This window comes from Embleya australiensis (assembly GCF_051903075.1).
GTDB lineage: Bacteria > Actinomycetota > Actinomycetes > Streptomycetales > Streptomycetaceae > Embleya.
Map to the genome: position 1 here is coordinate 612,689 of NZ_CP182422.1, position 20,720 is coordinate 633,408.

Annotated in this window: 14 protein-coding genes and 1 pseudogene; 5 read left to right on the plus strand and 10 right to left on the minus strand. The window is 73.6% G+C overall.

What is annotated here, in order from left to right:
* The first annotated feature begins 90 nt into the window (after positions 1 to 90).
* Together ACMXN5_RS02610 and ACMXN5_RS02615 are read left to right on the plus strand one after the other, a co-directional pair.
* On the plus strand, positions 91 to 1,017 hold the full coding sequence (locus tag ACMXN5_RS02610; protein WP_439673804.1) for an SDR family NAD(P)-dependent oxidoreductase: 927 nt from the start codon (positions 91 to 93) through the stop codon (positions 1,015 to 1,017).
* 33 nt (positions 1,018 to 1,050) lie between these two features.
* Entirely contained in the window at positions 1,051 to 2,046 is a 996-nt protein-coding gene (locus ACMXN5_RS02615) for an alpha/beta fold hydrolase (RefSeq protein WP_439673805.1), read from the plus strand.
* A 35-nt stretch (positions 2,047 to 2,081) separates the two neighbouring features.
* Here the strand turns inward: ACMXN5_RS02615 and ACMXN5_RS02620 are convergent, their stop codons facing one another.
* From ACMXN5_RS02620 to ACMXN5_RS02650, 7 genes are all read right to left on the minus strand, one after another.
* Positions 2,082 to 4,310: a HelD family protein gene (locus tag ACMXN5_RS02620; RefSeq protein ID WP_439673806.1), complete on the minus strand. Its 2,229-nt coding sequence runs from the start codon at positions 4,308 to 4,310 to the stop codon at positions 2,082 to 2,084.
* A gap of 419 nt (positions 4,311 to 4,729) precedes the next feature.
* Positions 4,730 to 6,295, minus strand: a complete 1,566-nt coding sequence (locus ACMXN5_RS02625; RefSeq protein WP_439673807.1) for a putative Ig domain-containing protein — start codon at positions 6,293 to 6,295, stop codon at positions 4,730 to 4,732.
* A 280-nt stretch (positions 6,296 to 6,575) separates the two neighbouring features.
* On the minus strand, positions 6,576 to 6,704 hold the full coding sequence (locus tag ACMXN5_RS02630) for a hypothetical protein (RefSeq protein ID WP_439673808.1): 129 nt from the start codon (positions 6,702 to 6,704) through the stop codon (positions 6,576 to 6,578).
* 355 nt (positions 6,705 to 7,059) lie between these two features.
* On the minus strand, positions 7,060 to 8,082 hold the full coding sequence (locus ACMXN5_RS02635) for a TIGR03617 family F420-dependent LLM class oxidoreductase (RefSeq protein ID WP_439673809.1): 1,023 nt from the start codon (positions 8,080 to 8,082) through the stop codon (positions 7,060 to 7,062).
* Entirely contained in the window at positions 8,079 to 8,984 is a 906-nt protein-coding gene (locus ACMXN5_RS02640; RefSeq protein WP_439673810.1) for an SDR family NAD(P)-dependent oxidoreductase, read from the minus strand. The genes ACMXN5_RS02635 and ACMXN5_RS02640 overlap by 4 nt, the downstream gene beginning before the upstream one ends.
* Positions 8,985 to 9,079: 95 nt before the next feature.
* Positions 9,080 to 9,712: a response regulator gene (locus ACMXN5_RS02645; protein WP_395786850.1), complete on the minus strand. Its 633-nt coding sequence runs from the start codon at positions 9,710 to 9,712 to the stop codon at positions 9,080 to 9,082.
* Positions 9,709 to 10,920, minus strand: a complete 1,212-nt coding sequence (locus tag ACMXN5_RS02650) for a sensor histidine kinase (protein ID WP_439673811.1) — start codon at positions 10,918 to 10,920, stop codon at positions 9,709 to 9,711. Before ACMXN5_RS02650 ends, ACMXN5_RS02645 begins: the two co-directional genes overlap by 4 nt.
* 265 nt (positions 10,921 to 11,185) lie before the next feature.
* On the opposite strand from ACMXN5_RS02650, the gene ACMXN5_RS02655 reads away from it, so the two are divergent.
* Complete coding sequence (locus tag ACMXN5_RS02655; protein ID WP_078978721.1) at positions 11,186 to 11,743, plus strand: GlcG/HbpS family heme-binding protein; 558 nt, start codon at positions 11,186 to 11,188, stop codon at positions 11,741 to 11,743.
* A gap of 371 nt (positions 11,744 to 12,114) precedes the next feature.
* Here ACMXN5_RS02655 and ACMXN5_RS02660 read toward each other — a convergent pair whose 3' ends face one another.
* Positions 12,115 to 12,333, minus strand: a complete 219-nt coding sequence (locus tag ACMXN5_RS02660; protein ID WP_439673812.1) for a hypothetical protein — start codon at positions 12,331 to 12,333, stop codon at positions 12,115 to 12,117.
* A 251-nt stretch (positions 12,334 to 12,584) separates the two neighbouring features.
* Positions 12,585 to 13,565, minus strand: a pseudogene (locus ACMXN5_RS02665) (family 1 glycosylhydrolase).
* Positions 13,566 to 13,648: 83 nt separating this feature from the next.
* Between ACMXN5_RS02665 and ACMXN5_RS02670 the strand changes: the two are divergent.
* Both ACMXN5_RS02670 and ACMXN5_RS02675 read left to right on the plus strand, forming a co-directional pair.
* Entirely contained in the window at positions 13,649 to 17,449 is a 3,801-nt protein-coding gene (locus tag ACMXN5_RS02670) for an ABC transporter ATP-binding protein (protein WP_439673813.1), read from the plus strand.
* Positions 17,410 to 17,826: a winged helix-turn-helix domain-containing protein gene (locus ACMXN5_RS02675; protein ID WP_439673814.1), complete on the plus strand. Its 417-nt coding sequence runs from the start codon at positions 17,410 to 17,412 to the stop codon at positions 17,824 to 17,826. The genes ACMXN5_RS02670 and ACMXN5_RS02675 overlap by 40 nt, the downstream gene beginning before the upstream one ends.
* Positions 17,827 to 18,177: 351 nt before the next feature.
* Here ACMXN5_RS02675 and ACMXN5_RS02680 read toward each other — a convergent pair whose 3' ends face one another.
* Entirely contained in the window at positions 18,178 to 20,718 is a 2,541-nt protein-coding gene (locus ACMXN5_RS02680) for an FtsX-like permease family protein (RefSeq protein WP_439673815.1), read from the minus strand.
* Positions 20,719 to 20,720 lie beyond the last annotated feature (2 nt).

Sequence of the window (20,720 nt, forward strand, 5' to 3'; positions counted from 1 at the left end):
CCGGATGGCGGCGCCGGCCCATGCGGACGGCGTCTCGACGGGCTGCACAGGCCAGTTATCGGATTATCCGATTATCCCCAGGGAGTACGCGTGATACGGGACTTCACCGGACGGGTGTGCGTCGTCACCGGCGCGGGATCGGGCATCGGCCGGGCACTGGCGACGGAACTGGCCGCGCACGACGCACGCCTCGCGCTCGCCGACGTGGACGCGGAGGGACTGGCCGAGACCGCGGCGCGGGCCGCCCGGCTGGGCGCGCGCGAGGTGCACACCGAGGTCCTCGACGTGGCCGACCGGGCCGCCGTACTGGCCTGGGCCGACGCCACCGCCGCGCGCTTCGGCGGGGTGGACCTGGTGGTCAACAACGCGGGCGTGGCGCTGACCGCGGGCGTCGAGGAGATGTCCTGGGACGACTTCGAGTGGCTGATGGGCGTCAACTTCTGGGGCGTGGCGTACGGCACCAAGGCCTTCCTCCCCCACCTGCGCCGCTCGCCCGACGGGCACCTGGTCAACATCTCCTCGGTGTTCGGCCTGTTCGGCGTGCCCTCGCAGAGCGCCTACTGTGCGGCCAAGTACGCGGTGCGCGGCTTCACCGAGTCGGTGCGCCAGGAGCAGCGGGTCTCCGGCTCCGGGGTCGGGGTGACCACGGTGCATCCGGGCGGGATCCGGACGAACATCGTGCGCAACTCGCGCGCCGCGGCCGGGCACGACAAGGGCCGGGTGGTGGCCCTGCACGACTCGGTCTCGCGCACCTCGGCGCAGCGCGCGGCGCGGATCATCCTGAGCGGGGTGCGGCGCGGCCGGTCCCGGGTGTTCGTCGGCGCGGACGCCACCGCGATCGACGTCGGCTCGCGGCTGCTCGGCTCGGTCTTCGAACCGCTGGTGCGGGTGGTGTCCCGGCGGCGGGGGTCGAGCACGCTGATCCCGGCCGGGCCCGCGCTCCCCTCCCCCGACGGGGTGGGATCGGCGCCGGCTTTGTCGGCCGAGGGGTATTCGGACCCCGTTACCGGTGGGTAGAAAGTAGCGGAGGGGCGCACGCGGGAGGCGAACATGGCGACGGACACCGGGGGCACCGGGACTCTCCTTCGGCACGACACCACGATCCACACCGGCGACGGCGCGGCGCTCGTCGCGCGGGTGGCCGGGCCGCCGGACGCGGCCGTCACGGTGGTCTTCGCGCACGGCTGGACGCTGCATGGCGAGGTATGGCGGCCCCATGTCGAGGCGCTGGTGGCGGCGGGTGTCCGGGTGGTCACGTACGACCATCGCGGACACGGGCAATCCACCGCCGGACGGGCCTCGCCGTGGACCATCGACCTGCTCGGCGACGATCTCGCCGACGTGATCGACGCGGTGGCGCCCGGCGGCCCGGTGGTGCTGTGCGGGCACTCGATGGGCGGTATGACGATCATGGCGCTGGCCGCCGCGCGGCCGGAGCTGTTCGGGTCGCGGATCACCGGGGTGGTCCTGGTCGGCACGTCGGCGGGCGACCTGGTGCCGACCGGCCGGGGGTTTCCCGCGTCGGTGCGGCTCAGGTCGGTCGCGCAGACCCGGTTCTTCGCGTTCGGACAGCGGTATCCGCGCGTGTTCGCCCGGGGCCGCACGCTGCTCCCGGGCCCGGACCGGCCGGGTCACCTGCGGATCGTGCGCCGGAGCCTGTTCGGTCCCGACGCCGATCCGATCCTGGTGCGCGAGTGCGCGCGGATGTTGTTCGCGACGCCGATGACCACCGTGTGCGGCTTCTTCCCGGCGCTGGCCCGGCACGACAAGGCGGGCGCGCTGGCGGCGCTGGGAAGCGTACCCGTGCACATCGTGGTCGGCGCCCACGATCGCCTCACCCCGCTCGCGCACAGCCGGGCACTGGCGGCCGAGCTGCCCGACGCCACACTGCACATCGCCGCGGACTGCGGCCACATGGTCTTCACCGAACGTCCGGACAGCGTGATCGGTCCCCTGCGCGACTTGTGTGCGGGCAAGGGCGCTGAGACGGGTCCGACCGCGCGAACGCCGGACGGACCGATGCGATCCAGCCCGTCCGGCGTTTGAGGACAGCCGGCCGCAGGCCCGGCGGTCGGGAGGACTCAGCTCGGCTCGACGCCGAGCAGCTCCGCGGTCCAGTCCGGGTCCCCCGTGACCACGGCCAGCAGCCGGGTGGCCCGGGTCAGCGCGACGTAGAGCGTGCGCATGCCGTTGGGGGACTGTTCGACGATCCCGCGCGGGTCGACGATGACCGCGACATCGAATTCCAGGCCCTTGGCGTCGAGCGCGTCCATCAGCTGCACGCGCGCGTCCAGGCCGGCCAGATCGGCCGCCAGGTCCTCGGTCGCGCCGACCGGGGTGACCACGCCGATGGTGCCCTCGACCGCGTCGAGGAGTTCGCGCACCAGCTTGCGCACCACCGGCCCGGTCCGCTCCCCCGCCGTGGCGTGCACGGTCGGCGGCTCGCCGCCGCTGCGCACCGCCCGCGACGGGCGGGCCCCGGGCACCGCGCGCACCAGCACGCGGGCCGCGACGTCGGCCACCTCGACCGGATTGCGGTAGTTGGTGGTCAGCTCGAACTCGTACCGACGGCGTTCGCGCAGCGCCTCGGTCATCGCCTCGGCCGACGCGCTCGGGTCCTCCCAGGCGCTCTGCGCGGGGTCCTCGACGATGGTCCAGGTCGCGTGCCGGCCGCGGCGGCCGAGCATCCGCCACTGCATCGGGGTGAGGTCCTGCGCCTCGTCGACGACGATGTGCGCGTACTCGACCGGCTCGTCCTCGTCCTCGTCGCGTGCCCGGCGCGCGCCGCGCCCGCCGGCCATGCGGTCGGCGTAGGTGGTCACCTCGGTGATCTCGTCGGGCACGTCCCGGCCGACCGTCTCGCCGCTGAAGATGTCCCGGCCGTCCACCACGTACGGGTTGTCCTCGTCGGGGCTGCCGTGCGCCGGCGTGCGCTTGCGCGGCAGCGGCCCCAGCAGCCCGGTCAGCTCGTCCATCAGCGCCACGTCGTGGAAGGAGACCTCGCCGGTACGCGCGGTCCGGGCCCAGGAGCCGGCCAGCACGGCCACCTGCTCGGGCGTCAGGTCGCGCTCGAAGCGGCGCAGCCGTTCGGGATCGGCCAGCCCGGCCAGTACGTCCACCGGCCGCTGCAGCGGCCACCACGCGCGCAGGAACGCGGCGAACTCGTCGCGCGCGGCCACGTCCTCGTGGAAGGCGTCCTTCTCGCCGCGGCCGGCGCCGCGCGAGAGCAGTCGGCCCCACAGCTCGGTGAGCAGTTGCCGGGCCACCTGGAGGCGGGCGGTGTTCGGGCCGCCTCGGTTCTTGGCCAGCACCTCGCGGCGGATCCGGCGCAGCGCCTTGTGGTCGAGCACGATCCGGGTGCCGCGGTGCGAGATGGCGAATTCGGTCGGCGCGCCCGCGGGCACGTCGGCCACGGCGCGGCGGAGCAGCCCGCTCATCACCGCGGCGCCCTTGAGCCGGGCCGCCGCGGCGTCGTCGTGGTAGGCCGCCTCGACCCCGTCGACGAGGTCGCCGAGGGAGCGCAGCACCGCGCCGCCCTCGCCGAGGGAGGGCAGGACCCGTTCGATGTAGGCGGTGAAGCGGGGGTTGGGGCCGACCACGAGCACACCGCGCGAGCCGAACCGGCGGCGGTACTGGAAGAGCAGGTACGCGACGCGGTGCAGCGCGACGGCGGTCTTGCCGGTGCCCGGGCCGCCGCGGACCAGCACCGAGCCGTCGATGGGCGCCCGGATCGCCTCGTCCTGCTCGCGCTGGATGGTGGCCACGATGTCGTGCATCGAGCCGTCGCGGGTGCGGGAGAGCGCGGCCAGGAAGGCGCCGTCGCCGATGATCACCATGTCGCCGGCGGCGTCCGGATCGAGCAGGTCGTCCTCGATGTCGACGACCGAGCGGCCCCGGCAGTGCAGGACGCGGCGGCGGATCACTCCGCGCGGGTCGTCGGGGGTGGCGCGGTAGAAGGCCTCGGCGGCGGGGGCGCGCCAGTCGACGACCAGCACCTCGCTGTCCTCGTCGCGGATGCCGATCCGGCCGATGTGCCGGGTCTCGCCGTCGAGCTGGTCGAGCCGGCCGAAGACGAGGCCGTCGTCGGCGGCGTCGAGTGAGCGGGCCCACAGTTCGGCGCGGTAGACCATGACGTCGCGCTCGACCAGGGCCGCGCGGGTGCCGACCTGCGCCTGCCGGTAGCCCTGCCGCAGCAGTGCCTGGGCTTCGTCGCGCATGTGTTCCAGGCGCGCGTAGGAGCGGTCGACGTGGCCCTGTTCCGCGGCGAGCTCGTGTTCCTTGGCCTGGGGGTCGCCTGCCGGCGCGGGCATAGAGATGCTCCTTGTGACGTGACACAGGTCTGCGCCCACGGTGGACGACGCGTCGACGATCGTATGGGTCGCCGGCGCCGTCTCCCGCGGGCCGATCCGCCCACGGGGGTTGCGGCTGGGGTCGGGGGTGCTCCCCCGGAGGACAGAGGACACAGTATTCGGGACCCACCCCCCGTCCGCGACGCCCGGGCGGGTCACCTCGGGCCGGAACACCGCTCGGGCGCCGGCCCCGGGGGCGGGATACCCCGATCCCGGCCCCCGGAACGGGCGGGCATCGGGCGGATCGGCCCGGCCGAGAGACCGCTCGGCCGCGCCCGGCCCGGCCGGGACGGCATACGCGCGGCCGGCCCCGGCGGGGGCATGCGCGTGATCGGCCCGGCCGGGGCCGGTCGGTGCGGCCGGCCCGGATGCGTGGTCGTTCAGGTGCGGCGGGATCGGAGGAGGCGTACCGCGATCACCACGCCGATCAGGCCGACGCCGCCGAGTATCGCCCACAGCCAGGTCGAGGGCCCCGCGCTGCCGCCACCGCCGCCGTCGCCCGGCGCGAGGGCGGCGCGCGCGGGCCCGGCGGCCTCGACCGCCGCGGTCACGGTGATCCCGAAGCGGGCCTTGGCCTCGTGCTTGGCCGGCGCGTTGTCGGAGACGGTGACGCCGAATCCGGTCTCGCCGGGTGCGGTCGGTGTGCCGGTGATCACTCCGCTGTCCGGGTCCAGGGCCAGGCCCGGCGGCAGCGGGTCGTCGGCGATCCAGTGGTACGGGGCGGTGCCGCCCTGGGCGGCCAGCTTGGCGGTGTAGGCGCGGCCGACGGTCGCCGGCGGCAGCGCGGCGGCCGGCAGCACCAGTGCGGCCGAGGGCACCCCGTCGACGGCGGCGGAGGGATCGGATTCGCCGACCGCGTTGACCGCGCTCACCGTGTACGAGTAGGTCGTGCCGTTGTCCAGGCCCTGGTCGGTGTAGGTCAGGGTGTCCGCGCCGAGGGTGGCGAGCGGCGCGCCGGCGGCGGCCTCGCCGTTGGTCGAGCGGTGGATCAGGTAGTTCGTGAGCGGGCTGTCGCCGGTGTCGGCGGGCGGCATCCAGGAGAGCACGGCCTGGCCCTGTCCGGCCGTCACCGACAACCCGCCCGGGGCGCCCGGCTTGCCGCTGCCCGCCCCGGCCAGGGTCACCGTGCGGCTGCCGCCCGGGATGTTGCCGGTCAGGGTGAGCTTGCCGGCGGCGGCGCCGCGCTTGGTCGGGGTGAACACGACGGCGAACGAACACGAGGACCCGCCGGGCACGTTGGTGTCCGGGCCGAAGGCGCAGGTGGTCCCGCCGGTGTCGATCGCGAAGGGGCCGTCCGCGGTCGCGGCGGAGATCATGAACGGCACGTCGCCGCTCACGGTGATCGGCAGGTTGCGGGTGGCCTTCTGCCCGACGGGCGAGGCGCCGAAGTCGATGGCCGGCAGCACGTCGCCCACCTGCGCGGCGGGCACGGTGAAGGACAGCAGCGCGTGCCCGTCGCCGGCGCCGCCGGTCGCGGACGTCTGCGCGCCGGGGAAGACGAGCGGATCGGCGTACGGCACACCGGCGCCCGCCGCGGGGGCGTGCAGCCAGGGCATCGGGGCCGAGGCCGAGAACAGCGTCGTGGCACCGTCGGCGATCCGGACCACCAGCGTCGCGCCGGCCCGGAGCGGACCGCCTGCGGACACCGCGGCGGAGCCGGCCACCGATGTGCCCTGGGTGCCGCCGACCGCCCGGCCGTACACGGTGGCGGTCATCGCGGTCGCGCCGGCCGGGACGGTGACCCGATGGTCGCCGGCCCCGGTGACCGGGGTCTGCACCTGCGTGTTGCCGCCCGGCTCGGTCGGGGCGGCGGGTCGGGAGCGGATGCCGGCCGGCGCCCCGGCGGCGGCCGGCGGGGCGAGTGCGGCGAGCACGATCGCCGCCGCGAGCAGTCCCGTGCCGAGGGACCGAGGGCGCGGGCGACGACGGCGAATGACGCTGTGCATGGAGATGGACCCCCGGGTGGGCTGCGGCTCTCGATACCGGACGGCACCGGACGGCCCACCCCGACCCCCGCTTTCCCGGGTTCGGCGGATTCCGCGCGCTCGGCTTTCCGGCAGCTCCTCAGCGCGGATGCTAGCGGTCGCCGGGAAGGACCGGGAGTGCCCCCCGCCGGAAGATCACCCGATGGAATTCGCCGTTGTAGGCCGCCTGTACGGGTGCGACCCGGCAAATCTGACTATCCGTCAGATATCTCGTCCGCGAAGCCCCGCTCACGGTCGGCGCTCACGGTCGGCGGCGTCCTCCGGGCGCGGACCAGTCGACACCGTCGCGCGAGTCGACGCCGTAGCGGGGTCCGAGCAGGGCGATCGCCGCCGAGAACAGGACGAGGAACCAGGCGACGTACGCGTTCACGGAACACTCCCGACGACACGATCAAATCGGCTCGCGGAACGACGGGCCACTCCCCATTCTGCGCATGATCGGACCGCCTAAAAAGGTCCAATCCTCGTCAGGTGGACCGGGTTTGCGGATTGCTGCGGACCGGAATTGGCGATCCTCCGGCGCGAAGGGCCGTCGACCGGGCATCGTGGCCTCAAGCTCCCGCCGGGCCCGGGACGGTACCGGCGGGGTGGCCGGCGGCGTGCACCTCCCCCCAGTGCGCCGCCGAGGAAGGCGGGCCCGCGGGCATTCCCCCCGCTCGCGGGTCCGTCGCCCCCGTTCCGCGCGCCCGGGCGGCCCGGCGAACCGCCGCACCCGGACCGCCGTTTCACACCCGGCGCAGCGCGCGCACCACGTCCCGGATCCGCCCGTCGTGCGCCGGATCACCCGGCAGCGGCACGGTGACCGCGTCCGCCAGACCGGCCCAGCGCGCGGTGATCAGGTCCGGCAACTCCTCGTAGGTCGCCATCGGGACGAGCGTGTCCAGCACCTCGTCGGTGACCAGCCGACCCGTCTCCGCCCACGCGTCGCGGCGGATCATCGCCCCCAGTCGGTCCTGGAGTTCGCCCCAGCCGTACAGGTCGAGCGTGCCGCGATAAGCGGGCGTGGAGTACAGGAACGCGAACAGCCGCCGCTGCCGCTCGCGCTCCGCGTCGAGCGCGGCCCGATCCGGACCGGCGATCAGCTGCGTGCCCGCGACGAGTTCGAACCGGCGCGTGGCCGACGCGCGGGCGCGCCCCTCGGCCACGGCCGGGCGGGCGAGCGTCCGCAGGTAGCGCGGATTCGAGTTGGTGGGGTGGGTGACCAGCCCGTCGGCGAGTTCGCCGGCCAGCGCGCACATCCCCCGGCCGACGCCGCCGAGCAGGATCCTCGGCGGCGCGGTGTCCGGGTCCGGGCCGGGGTTGAAGTAGGGCTGCATCCGGGTGAGTCGGTGGTGCGGGCCGTGGTGGACGGGCGGCTCCCCGGTCCGGAACGCCTCGAACGCGGCCCGGACCGCGCCCAGGTAGTCCCGCATCCGCTCCACCGGCGCCGACCACGGCATCCCGTACCGGTCCTCGATGTTCTGCCGGACCTGACTGCCCAGGCCCAGTTCGAACCGTCCACCGGAGAACCGGGCCAGATCCCACGCGCCGTACGCGCTCAGCAGCGGCGAGCGCACGAAGGCCAGTGCCACCGAGGTCCGTACCACGATCCGCTCGGTGTGCTCCAGTGCGAGCAGCGCCACGGCGAACGCGTCGTGCACGGTCTCGGCGACGCCCAGCCCGTCGAAGCCGGCCGCCTCGACGCGCCGCGCGTAGGCCGGGACCTCGCGCAGCGGCAGCCGGGGGTCCATCCCGGTGTAGACCCTCACCCGGGGAAGTCCTGGCCGACCAGCGCCTCGGAGAGCGTCCACAACCGCGCCGCGGCGGCGACGTCGAGCGCCCACGGCGCGTGTTCGGCGCTGATCGCGCAGTCGGCGAGGTACACCCCGCCGACGTCGGCGAGTTCGGGCGCGGTCGCCGCCCACACCTGGGTCGCGGCACCGCTCTCCACTCGCTTGAGCGGCGGCATCTTGGCGGCGGTGACCTTCTTGTGCAACTCACGCCCGGCGGTGGGGGTCAGGTATCGGCCGAGGTTGGTCGCGACCATGCCCGGGTGCACCGCGTAGCAGCGCACGCCGCGCTCGCGCAGCCGGCGGTCCAGTTCGACGGTGAACAGGATGTTCGCCGTCTTGGACGCGCCGTACGCCGTCCAGGGGTGGTACTCCTGCGGCGCGCTCTCGTAGTTCGGGTCGGCCCAGCGCACGTCGGAGGCGAGGTGTCCGGCGGAGCTGAGGTTGACCACGCGCGCGCCCGCGCCCAGGGTCGGCGCGAGCAGGTTGGTCCACAGGAAGTGGCCCAGGTGATTCGTGCCGAACTGCAGCTCGAAGCCGTCGGCGGTGCGCTCGAACGGGGTGGCCATCACACCCGCGTTGTTGATCAGCACGTCCACGCGGGGAAACCGCTCGCGCACCTGTGCGGCGCCCGCGCGGATCGAGGCGAGCGAGGTCAGGTCGAGCACCGCGTACTCGACGCCGTCGGGCAGTTCGGCGAGCGCCGCCCGGCCCTTGTCCGCGTCGCGTGCGGTCACCACCACGCGCGCCCCGGCCGCCGCGAGCACCCGCGCGCTCTCCCGGCCCAGACCGGAGGTACCGCCGGTGATCAACACGGTGCGACCGCTCGGGTCGAGGCCGGCCAGGACCTCGTCGGTGGTGGTGTCGGGTCCGAAAGGCATGGCACACTCCGCACACTAGATGCTTGACTGTGTTTAGCACTATGGAGTGTGGGGGTTGCCTTGGCAAGGCCGTCGAGACCCCGGGTGACGGGCCGTCAGGTCAGCCGGATCAGCCGCCTCTCGGTGGCGACGCTGACCGCGGCGGTACGGGTGTCCACGCCGAGCTTCGCGTAGATGTGGCCCAGGTGGGTCTTCACCGTGGCCTGGGAGATGAACAACCGGCGGGCGATCTCCGCGTTGCCGACGCCGCGCGCGAGCAGTTGCAGGATCTCCACCTCGCGGGCGGTGAGCGTGTTGTCCGGCTTGCGCATCCGGCTGAACAGGCGGGCGGCCACCTCCGGGGCCAGTACGGTGCGGCCCGCGGCGGCATCGCGCACCGCCCGGAACAGGTCCTCCGGGCTGCCCGCCTTGAGCAGGTAGCCGGCCGCACCCGCCTCGATCGCGCGCGAGACGTCCGCGTCGGTGTCGTACATGGTCAACACCAGGACGTGCGGCGGCTCGGGCAGCGCGAGCAGTCGCCCGGTGGCCTCGACGCCGTCGATCCCGCCGACCAGTTGCAGGTCCATCAGCACCACGTCGGGGCGCAGCGCGGCGGCGAGCCGGACCGCCTCCTCGCCGTCGGCCGCCTCCCCGATCACCTCGATCCCGTCCTCACCGGCGAACAGGGCGAGCAGCCCGGCCCGCACCACGGCGTGGTCGTCACAGACGACGAGACGGATCGGCGTCACGGGGCGGCTCCGGGGTCGGGATCGGCGAGCGGGGGCGAGGTGTGGGTCGTGCGGGCCGCGGCGTCGGGGACGGTGGCGGCCAGGGCGGTGCCCTCGTCGGGAGCGCTTTCGACGGTGAGTTCGCCGCCGACCTCGGCCAGCCGGCGGCGCAGCGACGGGAGGCCGTAGCCGCGCAGGTCGCCGGTGCGGGGCAGGGTCGGGTCGAAGCCGACGCCGTCGTCGCGGATGTCCAGGGCGACCCGGTCCGGCAGGTAGGTGAGGGTCACGTACACGGCCCGGGCCCGGGCGTGTTCGCGTACGTTGGCCAGCGCGCCCTGGGCGGTCCGGGTGAGCGCGGCCTCGACCGGCGCGGGCAGCGGGCGGGGGCGTCCGTCCACGGCGAGCGCGACGTCGGGCCCGTCGTCGGCGCGGAAGCGGTCGACGACCCGGGCCAGGCCGCCCGCGAGGCCGGGTGCGTCGGCCAGTTCGACGGGTGCCAGGTCCCGGACGAAGCGGCGGGTCTCCTCGACGCCGAGCGCCGCCACCTGCTCGGCCCGGCGTACGTGCGCGCGGGCCGCCGCCGGGTCGGTGTCCCAGGCGCGGTCGGCGGCCTGGAGCAACATGCGCAGGCTGGAGGTGCCCTGGGCGATGGTGTCGTGGATCTCCCGGGACAACCGCTCGCGCTCGGCCAGCGTGCCCGCCCGGCGCTCGCTGACGGCCAGTTCGGCGGCGGTGTCGCGCAGCCGTTCCTGGTCGCTGCGCATGCGGGTGAACACGGCCGTGGCGATCGCGGCGACCGCGGGCGGGCCGAGGAACAGGCTGGGGTCGATCGTGTCGGCGAGCCGATACTGGGCGATCACCACGGCCGTCGTCAGCAGGACCACCGTGCCGATCGCCGCGCGGGTCGGCAACACCCGCAGGCCCGTGTACAGCAGCGGCACCGCGCACCACGCGAAGCTGGGCGCGGCGGTGACCAGTGCCAGCCACGCGGCGAGCACCGCCGCCAGCCAGGCCAGCCGGGCGGGCGAACGCTCCGGCGGCAGCGCCAGGCCGGCCAGGTAGAGCGCGGCGAGCAGCGCGGCCAGCGCGAACACCCACGGGGCCCGGCCGTCGGTGCCGTGCCGGACCGTGTAGCGGCCCAGCGACGCGGCGAGCAGCAGCAGGAATCCCGCGTGGATCACCAGCCCCGCGTGCCGGACCGGCCACGGTTGTGTTCGCTGTCGGGGCACGACGTACCTGTTCCCTGTCCCGGTCGGCTCGATCACGCGCGACGCGCGCGGATCGACGGTCGTCTCCACCGTGGGCCGGCTCGCCCGGGCGCGGATCGGCCGATCGGTTGATCTTCGCACCGCCCGACCGGCGTGCCGGGACCGGCGGCTTTGCCGATGGCGGGCGGGCGCACGGCCGGGAGGGTGGAGGCATCGGGAAAACCACCCGGCGATCACCGGTCGGAGACGACGCGGAACGGTCGCGGGAGACGAAAGAGGTAGGGCGATGAGCAACTTTTCCACGCGTGGTCGGGTGCTGACCGGGGTCTTCTCACTGGCGGCGGTCGGCGCGGTCACCGCCGGTGTCGCGGCGGCGCAGGTGCCGAGCGCGACCGAGGCCCGGCACGACGCGCGTCCGGCGCCGGCCGTGGTGCAGGTCAAGACGCTGGGCGTGGACGCCGCGAGCAAGGCCGCGCAGGCCGCGCTCGACGCCGCCGAGAAGGACGGCCAGAAGGTCACCGTGGTCGTGGTGGCCCGCGACGGCTCGACGCGTGTGGTGCTCAAGGGCGACGGCGCGGGCCCGCAGTCGGAGGAGTCGGCCCGGCGCAAGGCGTACACCGCCGTGTCCTGGAACGCGCCGACCTCGGCCCTGGCCCAGCGGGTGACCGCGCCGGGTGCCTCGCTCCGGGACATCCCCGGCACGCTGTTCCTGGCCGGCGCGGTGCCGGTGGCGGTGGACGGCGCCCCGATCGTGGGCATCGGGGTGGCCGGTGCCCCCGCCGGCGACTTGGACGAGAAGTACGCCGCCGAGGGCCTGGCCGCGATCGCCGGTCAGCTCAAGTAGCCGACCGCCGAGGGGCGATCCCGGGGTGGAGGGGGAGGCTGCGGCCCGCACCGCCGCAACCTCCCCACCTCCGGGATCGCCCACCGGGCGTGGCCGGTCCGGCCGGCATGGGCCCGCACAGCGCCGCCGGCATGGGTTCGTACGGCGCCGCCGGTGTCATCCGTACACCGCCCGTGTCGGCCCGTACACCGCTGCTGTCACCCGGCCCGTACACCGCCACGCCGGCCCACACGCCGCCGGCATCGGCCCGTACATCGCCACGCCGGTCCACACGCCGCCGGCCATGGGCCCGTACGCCCGCCCGCTCCGGTGCTTGGGCCGCCCGCATCGGCCCGTACACCGGATCGCGCTCCCCCGCCACCCGGCGCGGATCAGCCGAAGAGCACCGCGCCCTGGGTGTTGAAGACCGCGCTCTGGAAGGGCAACAGCAGTTGCGCGGGCAGGAAGCTGTCCGGCGTCAGCGGCTCTCGGGGCGTCTGCGCGGCGCGTGCCGCCGGAATGTAGAGCGAGGCCATCGAGCCGAAGATGACCGCGGTCACGATCACTGCCGCCTTGCGAAATCCCTGCTTGACCATGGAATTGCCCTTCACCGGGGACGTCGGGGTAATCGAATCGGCGTCCCGCCGCACCGGGGAATTCCGGGCACGGCTCCGCCGCACCGCCCGGGGATTTCATGGCGGCGCGGCAACTCTAAGGTTTTGTCGGCAAAGAAAAAGACGCCGTTCGCCCTCCCGGGTGACGTCATCGGTTGGCCCAGGGGTCAGGACACGCAATTTCACTCGGAAGGGTGAGGATTGCGCGCCTGCGCGCTCCCACACGTGTCCATGTTCCGTGCCGGGCGTTATCCGGGCCGCCCGACGCCGATGCGCTCGCGCAGCCAGTGATACGACGCCCTCGGTGTGCGGGTCCCGGTCGCGAAGTCGACATGGATCAGGCCGAAGCGCTGGTGATAGCCCTCGGCCCATTCGAAGTTGTCGAGCAGGGACCACACGTAATAGCCGCGCACGTCGATTCCCGCTTTGGCCGCCGCGGCGACCGCGGCGATATGGCCGTCGAGGAACGCGATGCGTTCCGGATCGTCCCGGCCCTCCGCGGTCGAGCACCCGTTCTCGGTGATCCAGATCGGCGGCAGCGCGTCGCGGTCGTGACCGTAGGCGGCCAGGTCCGGGTAGCGGCCGAGCAGCAGCGGATCGGTGAACAGCCGGCTGTGCAGGGTGTCGTAGGCGGCCGCGGCGGTGGTGGTGCGCGGCGGGCAGCGCGTCCAGGAGCAGCGCGTGACCGGGTGCGTGCACGCCCAGCGCGTAGCCCCAGGCCATGTGGATGAAGGGCTCGTTGAGGGTGATCCAGGTGCGCACCCGGTCGCCGAGGCGGTCCGCCACGTGCCCGGCGTAGTCGGCGAATCGGGCGGCGGTGTCCCGGGCGAGCCGGCCGCCGTCGTCCTCCAGGCCTGCGGCAGGTCCCAGTGGAACAGTGTGGGGGTAGGTGTGATGCCGCAGGCGATCAGCGCGTCGACGAGGCGGTCGTAGAAGTCCAGGCCCGCCGGGTTGGGCCGGCCCCCGGCCGTCGGGTTGTACACGGGGCCAGGCGATGGAGAAGCGGTAGGCGTCCACGCCGAGGCCGGCCATCAGGTCGACGTCCTCGGCCCAGCGGTCGTAGTGGTCGCAGGCCACCGCGCCGGTGTGGCCGTCGCGTATCCGGCCGGGTTTTCGGCGCAGAAGGTGTCCCAGACCGAGGGGCCTCGGCCGTCCTCGTCGACCGCGCCCTCGATCCGGTAGGCGGCGGTGGGCGAAGGTCCGCCCCGGCGCGCCGGGGCGCGGCCCATGATGGCCCGGTGGGTATGGGGTCCAGGGCTCGGCGTGCTTGTCCGAACATCGTTTTCTGGGTTAACAATTAGAATGGTTGGCTATGACAACCGGACCCGCGCCAGGCCGACCCGAACACGGCTGGCTCCGCCGACTCATGGCGGCCTCGTGGCGGTATCGGAGCAGCGTGCTGATCGCGTTCGGCGCCTCCCTGGTGGGGATGGCCGTGACCGCGCTCGTACCGCTCGTCCAGCGCCGGGTGGTCGACGACGCGGTCGCCGGCGAGTTGGGCAACCTGGTGCCGCTGTCGATCCTGCTCGTGGGCGCGGCCCTGGTGACCTTCGGGTGCGCCTACGCCCGGCGCTATGTCGGCGGCAAGTTGTCCCTCGACGTGCAGTACGACCTGCGCACCCGGATCTTCGGCGCGCTCTCCCGCCTGGACGGCGCCCGGCAGGACGAGTTGCAGACCGGGCAGATCGTCAGTCGGGGCATCTCCGACGTGACCATGGTCCAGGGCTTCATGGCGATGGTCCCGATGATGACCGGCAACGTACTGCTGTTCGTCATCTCGCTCGGCGTGATGTTCTGGCTGTCCCCGCTGCTCACGGTGGTCTCGCTCGCGGTGGGTCCGGGGTTGTTCGCGGTGGCCTACCTGTCCAGGAGGCGACTGTTCCCGGCGACGTGGCAGGCCCAGCAGGACGCCGCCGCGCTGGCCGGGGTGGTGGAGAGCGCGGTCACCGGGGTGCGGGTGGTCAAGGGGTTCGGGCAGGAGGAGCAGGAGTTGGCCCGGCTGGAGACGGCCGGGCGCACGCTGTTCGCGTCCCGGTTGCGCTCGGTGCGGTTGAACAGCCGGTACACCCCGACGTTGTCCGCGATCCCCGCACTCGGTCAGGTCGGCGTGCTCGCGCTCGGCGGGTGGTTGGCGGTACGCGGCGAGATCACCCTCGGTACGTTCCTCGCCTTCTCCGCCTACCTGGGCCAGTTGGTCGGCCCGGTGCGGATGTTGTCCGGTCTGCTGACCTTCGGCCAGCAGGCGCGGGCCAGCGTGGAGCGCATCTTCGAGGTGATCGACTCGCAGCCGATCGTGACCGAGAAGCCGGACGCCGAGGTGCTGCCGGCGGTCGCCGCCTCGGTCGAGTTGGCGGATGTGCGGTTCGGCTACGTCGCCTCGCGGCCGGTGCTGGACGGGCTGTCGTTGCGAGTGGAGCCGGGTGAGACCTTGGCGCTTGTGGGCACGTCCGGATCGGGCAAGTCCACCGTGTCGATGCTGCTCCCCCGGTTCTACGACGTGCAGTCGGGCGCGATCCGGGTGGACGGGCGCGACGTGCGGGACCTGACCTTCGACTCGCTGCGCGCGGCGATCGGGCTGGTGATGGAGGACAGCTTCCTGTTCTCCGACTCGGTGCGCGCCAACATCGCCTACGGCCGGCCGGACGCGACCGACGAGCAGGTGCTCGCGGCGGCGCGGGCGGCCGAGGCGGACGAGTTCATCCGCGAACTGCCCGACGGCTACGACACGGTGGTCGGCGAGCAGGGCCTGACCCTGTCCGGCGGGCAGCGGCAACGGGTGGCGCTGGCCCGGGCGTTGCTCACCGATCCGCGCATCCTGCTGCTCGACGACGCCACCTCGGCGGTGGACCCCAAGGTCGAGGCGGAGATCCACGCCACGCTGCACCGGGTGATGGCGGGACGGACCACGATCCTGGTCGCGCACCGCCGCTCGACGCTGGAACTGGCCGACCGGATCGCGGTGTTGGACCGGGGCCGGCTGGTGGACGTGGGCACGCACGACGAACTGACCGCGCGGTGTCCGCTGTATGGCCTGTTGCTGTCCGGTCCGGGCGACGACGCCGAGGGGGTGGACGCGCGTCTTCCGTCGGCGCTCGCCGAGGCGGGGGCGGCCTCGGGCGGCACGAACGGGGTGACACCCGGGTTGTGGGATCGCGCGACGGCGTCGTCCGATCAGCCGGCGCGGAGTGCGAGCGCGACGGCCCGTACCCAGACCGGTGGTGGTCCGGGGAGTTGGGCGGCGATGCTCCAGGCCACGCCCGAACTGCTGGCGCAGGTGGAGAAGTTGCCCCCGGCGACGGATACGCCCGACGTGGACGACGTGGCGGCGCGGCGCTCGGACACGGCGTTCGATCTGCGGTCGCTGCTGCGGCCGTTCCGCTGGGCGCTGCTGCTCGGGTTCGTTTTGGTGATCCTGGACACCGGAGCCCAGCTCGCATTGCCCGCGCTGATCCGGGACGGGATCGACCGGGGCATCGACGACGGGGCCACCGGTGCGATCATGAAGGTGTCGCTGATCGCCGTCGTGATCGTGATGGCGGACTGGTTCGTCAACGTCGGCCAGGCGATGGTCGCGGGGCGCACCGGTGAGCGGCTGTTGTACACGCTGCGGGTGAAGACGTTCGCGCATCTGCAACGGCTCGGCCTGGACTACTACGAACGCGAGTTGTCCGGACGGATCATGACCCGGATGACCACCGACGTGGACGCGCTGTCCACGTTCTTGCAGACCGGGCTGATCAGCGCGGTGGTCAGTGTGCTGACCTTCTTCGGGATCATGGTCGCGCTGCTCGTGCTCGACTGGGAGCTCGGGCTGATCGTGATGAGCGTGTTGCCGGTGTTGATCGCGGCGACGGTGGTGTTCCGGTCGCGGTCGTCGAAGGCGTACACGGAGGCGCGCGAGAAGGTCAGCGTGGTCAACGCCGATCTCCAGGAGAACGTCGCGGGGTTGCGCGTGTCGCAGGCGTTTCGGCGCGAGGGGCGCAACTCGGAGCGGTTCGCCGAGCGCAGCGACGACTACCGCGCGTCCCGGCTTCGGGCGCAGCGCTACATCGCGCTGTACTTCCCGTTCGGGCAGTTCCTGTCCAGCCTCGCGGCGGCGCTCGCGCTGATCGTCGGGGCGCATCGGGTGGGCGGCGGGACGTTGTCGGCCGGTGCGTTGATCGCGTACCTGCTCTACATCGACATGTTCTTCTCGCCGATCCAGCAGCTCTCGCAGGTGTTCGACGGGTATCAGCAGGCGGCGGTGGGGCTGCGCCGGATCCGCGATCTGCTGCGTACGCCCACCACGACGCCGCCGCCGGCCACCGCGGTGCCGGTGCCGGTCGGCGGGCTCAAGGGCGCGATCGCCTTCGAGAACGTGCACTTCGCGTACAACGCGCCCGCGTTCGCGGAGGCGGGGGTGGTGGCGGCGGGGTCGCCCGAGGTGTTGTCGGGGGTGACGCTGCGGATCGAACCGGGTGAGACGCTCGCGCTGGTCGGGCAGACGGGGGCGGGCAAGTCGACGCTGGTCAAGCTGGTGGCCCGGTTCTACGACGTGACCTCGGGCGCGGTGACGGTGGACGGGGTCGACGTTCGCGACTACGACCTCGCGGCCTACCGGCACCGGCTCGGCATCGTTCCGCAGGAGGCGTATCTGGCCCCGGGCAGCGTCCGGGACGCCATCGCGTACGGCCGCCCGGACGCCGGCGACGCCGAGGTCGAGGCGGCGGCCCGCGCGGTCGGCGCACACGCGGCGATCGCCGACCTGCCCGGGGGTTACCTCCACGACGTCGGCGAACGCGGGCGCAACCTGTCGGCCGGGCAACGCCAGTTGATCGCGCTCGCCCGGGCCTACCTGGTCGACCCGGACATCCTCCTGCTCGACGAGGCCACCGCCGCCCTCGACCTGGCCACGGAGGCCGCGGTCACCCGAGCCACGGAAGCCCTCACCGGCCGCCGCACCACGCTGGTCGTGGCCCACCGCCTCACCACCGCCGCCCGAGCCGACCGCATCGCGGTAATCGACCGCGGCCGCCTGGTCGAACTCGGCACCCACACCGAACTCCTCACCAGGTCCGGCCCCTACGCCTCCCTATGGAGAGCCTTCACCGCCACCCCCGAACGCGCGGCCTGACCGGCCCCCACCCAAGCACCAACCAAGAACCCCACCTCAACGGTTGCGGGCGACCGGCCGGCTCGCGGAGGTGGCACGCAGGTCGGGTGTGTCGCCGCGTCGGTGCCGCTGCGGCATCGCGTGCGGGTGGACGGCCGGTCCGGCGACCGCGGCTTTCACTGAACAAACCTGGACACTTGCGCACCTCGTATGCCTCGCCGTCGAGCGTGTGGCAGCTACTGAAGGCGCACGAGTGGTCCCCGCAACGGCCCGCACGTCATGCAGTCGAACAAAACCCACCCGCCGGCGGAAGCATCCCAGCCCGACCACCGCCCGAGGCCAAAGCCAACCAACAACCCAACCGCCAGCCAACACATCCCAGCCCCGCGCGCCCATGAAACCGAGCCTGAACAAGGCCCACCCGCCGACCAAGGCATACCAGCCCCGCGCGCGCATGAGACCGAGGGCCACCCACCGGCCGAGGCATATCAGCCCGGCCGGCGCTTGAGGCCAAAGCCAAACAACAACCCAACCGCCGGCCAACACATCCCAGCCCCGCGCGCCCATGAAACCGAGCCTGAACAAGGCCCACCCGCCGACCAAGGCATCCCAGCCCCGAGCGCGCATGAGACCGAGGGCCACCCACCGGCCGAGGCATATCAGCCCGGCCGGCGCTTGAGGCCAAAGGCGAGCAAAAAGCCAACCGCCGGCCGAGGCGTGTCAGCCCGGCCGGCGGTTGCGGCCAAGGTCTACTCGGCGGAGATCGAGCGAAGCACCGGCAGCCGCGCAGCGCGCGCGGCGGGGCGCGCCCCGGCCGCCAACCCGCCGACCGCGCCCACCACGACCAGCACGGCCAACTGCACCGACGGCACCGCGAACGGCAGCGCCGCCCCCGTGTTCGCGCCGCCGATCGCGCGAATCGCCACCCACCCCAGGAACAGCCCGACCACGAGCCCGGCCGCGGCTCCGATCACCGCCACGAGCGTCGACTCCCAGCGCAGCGCCGACCGCACCTGGGCCCGGGCCGCCCCGATCGCCCGCAACAGGCCCAGTTCACGGGTGCGTTCGTGGGCCGCCAGGGACAGTGTGTTGGCGATCCCGCCCAGCGCGATCAGCAGCGCCAGCGCCAGGAGCACGTAGACCACCGCGACCAGCGTCTGCAACATCTCCGCCCGCGCCGCCACGAACCCCTCCCGATCCCGCACCGGGGGCGCGCCGTAGTCCTTGGCGATCCGCTGGACCTCGGCCTTGACCGTCCCCGTGGCCACACCCGGCGCCAGCCGCAGCACCGTCGCCGCGTCCAGGGCCGCGTCCGCGTGCGACTCCCACGCGGTGCGATCGATCAGATAGTCGCCGACGATCGCCGTGCGGTCGTACAGGCCCGTCACCGTGAAGCGCTGCCGGGCGCCGTCGGGGAAGGTGACCTCGGTCGTCGAACCGAGCACCCAGCCGCGATCCTTCGCGGCGCTCTTCGACACGGCCATCCCGGCTGGCCCCAGTGCCGTCACCCGCCCGCCGGTCACGTCGAGGTTGAACAGCCGGTCCAGCCGGGCCGAGTCGACGGCGAGCATCTGTCGGCTGTGCCCGTCCACGAGCGAGGTCGCGTTGCGCAGTCCGCTCACCACCTCGACGCCCGGTATCTGCGCCGTCCGGCGCGTGAGTTCGGGGCTGTGTCCGCCACCGGCCCAGCCGGCGGGCGAGGAGCCGCCGATCACCAATTGCCCGGCGACCACCTTGCGGGTCTCCGCCCCGGAGCCCTCCTTGAGCGAGGCCGCGAACACCGCGAACACCGTCACGATCGCGATCCCGAGCAACATCGCCGTCGCCGCACCGGCGGTCCGACGCGGACTGCGCAGCAGGTTGCCCCGCGCCAACGCACCGGGCGCACCGCGCAGTCGCGGCAGCAGAGCGGTCAACGGTCCACCCGCGGCCCGGATGCCCGCCGGGGCGACCAGCAGGACCCCCGCGAGCACCGCCGGCGCCGCGACGGCCAGGCCCGCCATGCCACCGCCGACAATGCCCATCCCGAGCCCGGCCGCGAGCAGCGCCAGTCCCGCGACGAGCCGACGCCGCGGCAACCTCGCCTGCTCGGCTCCCGCACCGCGCAGCGCCGTCACCGGCGCCACCCGCGACCCGCGCACGGCCGGCACCAGCGCCGCGAACGCCGTCACCAGGATGCCCACCGGCAATACGGTCAGCGCCGTGGCCGCCTTGAACACCAGCCCCCGAGCGGGCAGCGTGAAGCCGATCGAGGCGAACAACTCCTTCAGCCCGGCGGCCAGTCCGAGCCCGGCGGCCAGCCCGGCGGCGGACGCCGCCACACCGATCAGCAACGCCTCGATCAGCGCCTGCCGCAACACCTGCCCACGACTCGCGCCCAACGCCCGCATCAGCGCGACCTCGCGGGTGCGCTGCGCGGCCACCACGGAGAAGGTGTGGTTGATCGAGAAGGCCGCGACCACCAGCGCGATCGCCGCGAACACGGTCAGGAAGGTGCGGAAGACCTTCAGGAAGCCGTCCTCGACGGCGTCGACCGCCTCCCCCGTGGCCGCCTTGCCGGGCAGTGCCTGGGTGTCGGCGGGCAGCGCCCGCTGGATCCGCGCGGCCAACTCCTTCTGGTCGGTGCCGGCTACGGCCCGCACGGCGATCGTGCCGACCTTGCCCGGATCGCGCTGCACGTGCTGCCGCGCGCCCTCGAGGTCGAAGGCGGTGTACGAGCCGCCGCCGAAGGCGTCCTCGTCGCCGAACGTGGCGATCCCGACGATCGTGACCGGGATCGGCCCCGGGGTCAGCACGGTGACCCGGTCGCCGGGAGCGAGGTGTCCCTGCTTGGCCGTGGCCCGGTCGATCACCACCTCGTCGGGCTTGGCGGGGGCGCGACCGGTGGCCAGCCGATAGGGCGTCAGGGCCGGGTCCGGCACCCAATTGCCCGCCGTCCGGGGACCATTGCCGGTGAGCGCCTTGCCGTCCTTGCCGACCACCTGGCCGTAGCCCTGGATGACCGGCTCGGCGGCGGCAACGCCCGGCACCGCCCGGACCCGGTCCACCAGCGCCGCGTCGATGCCGGCGCGCTGGCTGCCGGGCCGATCGGTGACCGCGGTCGCGTTGCGCACCACCACGTCGGTACCGGCGCCGCTGTCGCGGATCAGTCCGCCGATGGACGAGCTCATGGTGTCGGCGAGCACGAGCGCGCCGGAGAGGAACGCGGTGCCGAGCAGTACCGCGAGGGACAGTCCCACGAGCCGGCGTTTGCGGGCCCACAGGTTGGCGAGCGAGAGACGGATCAGCATCG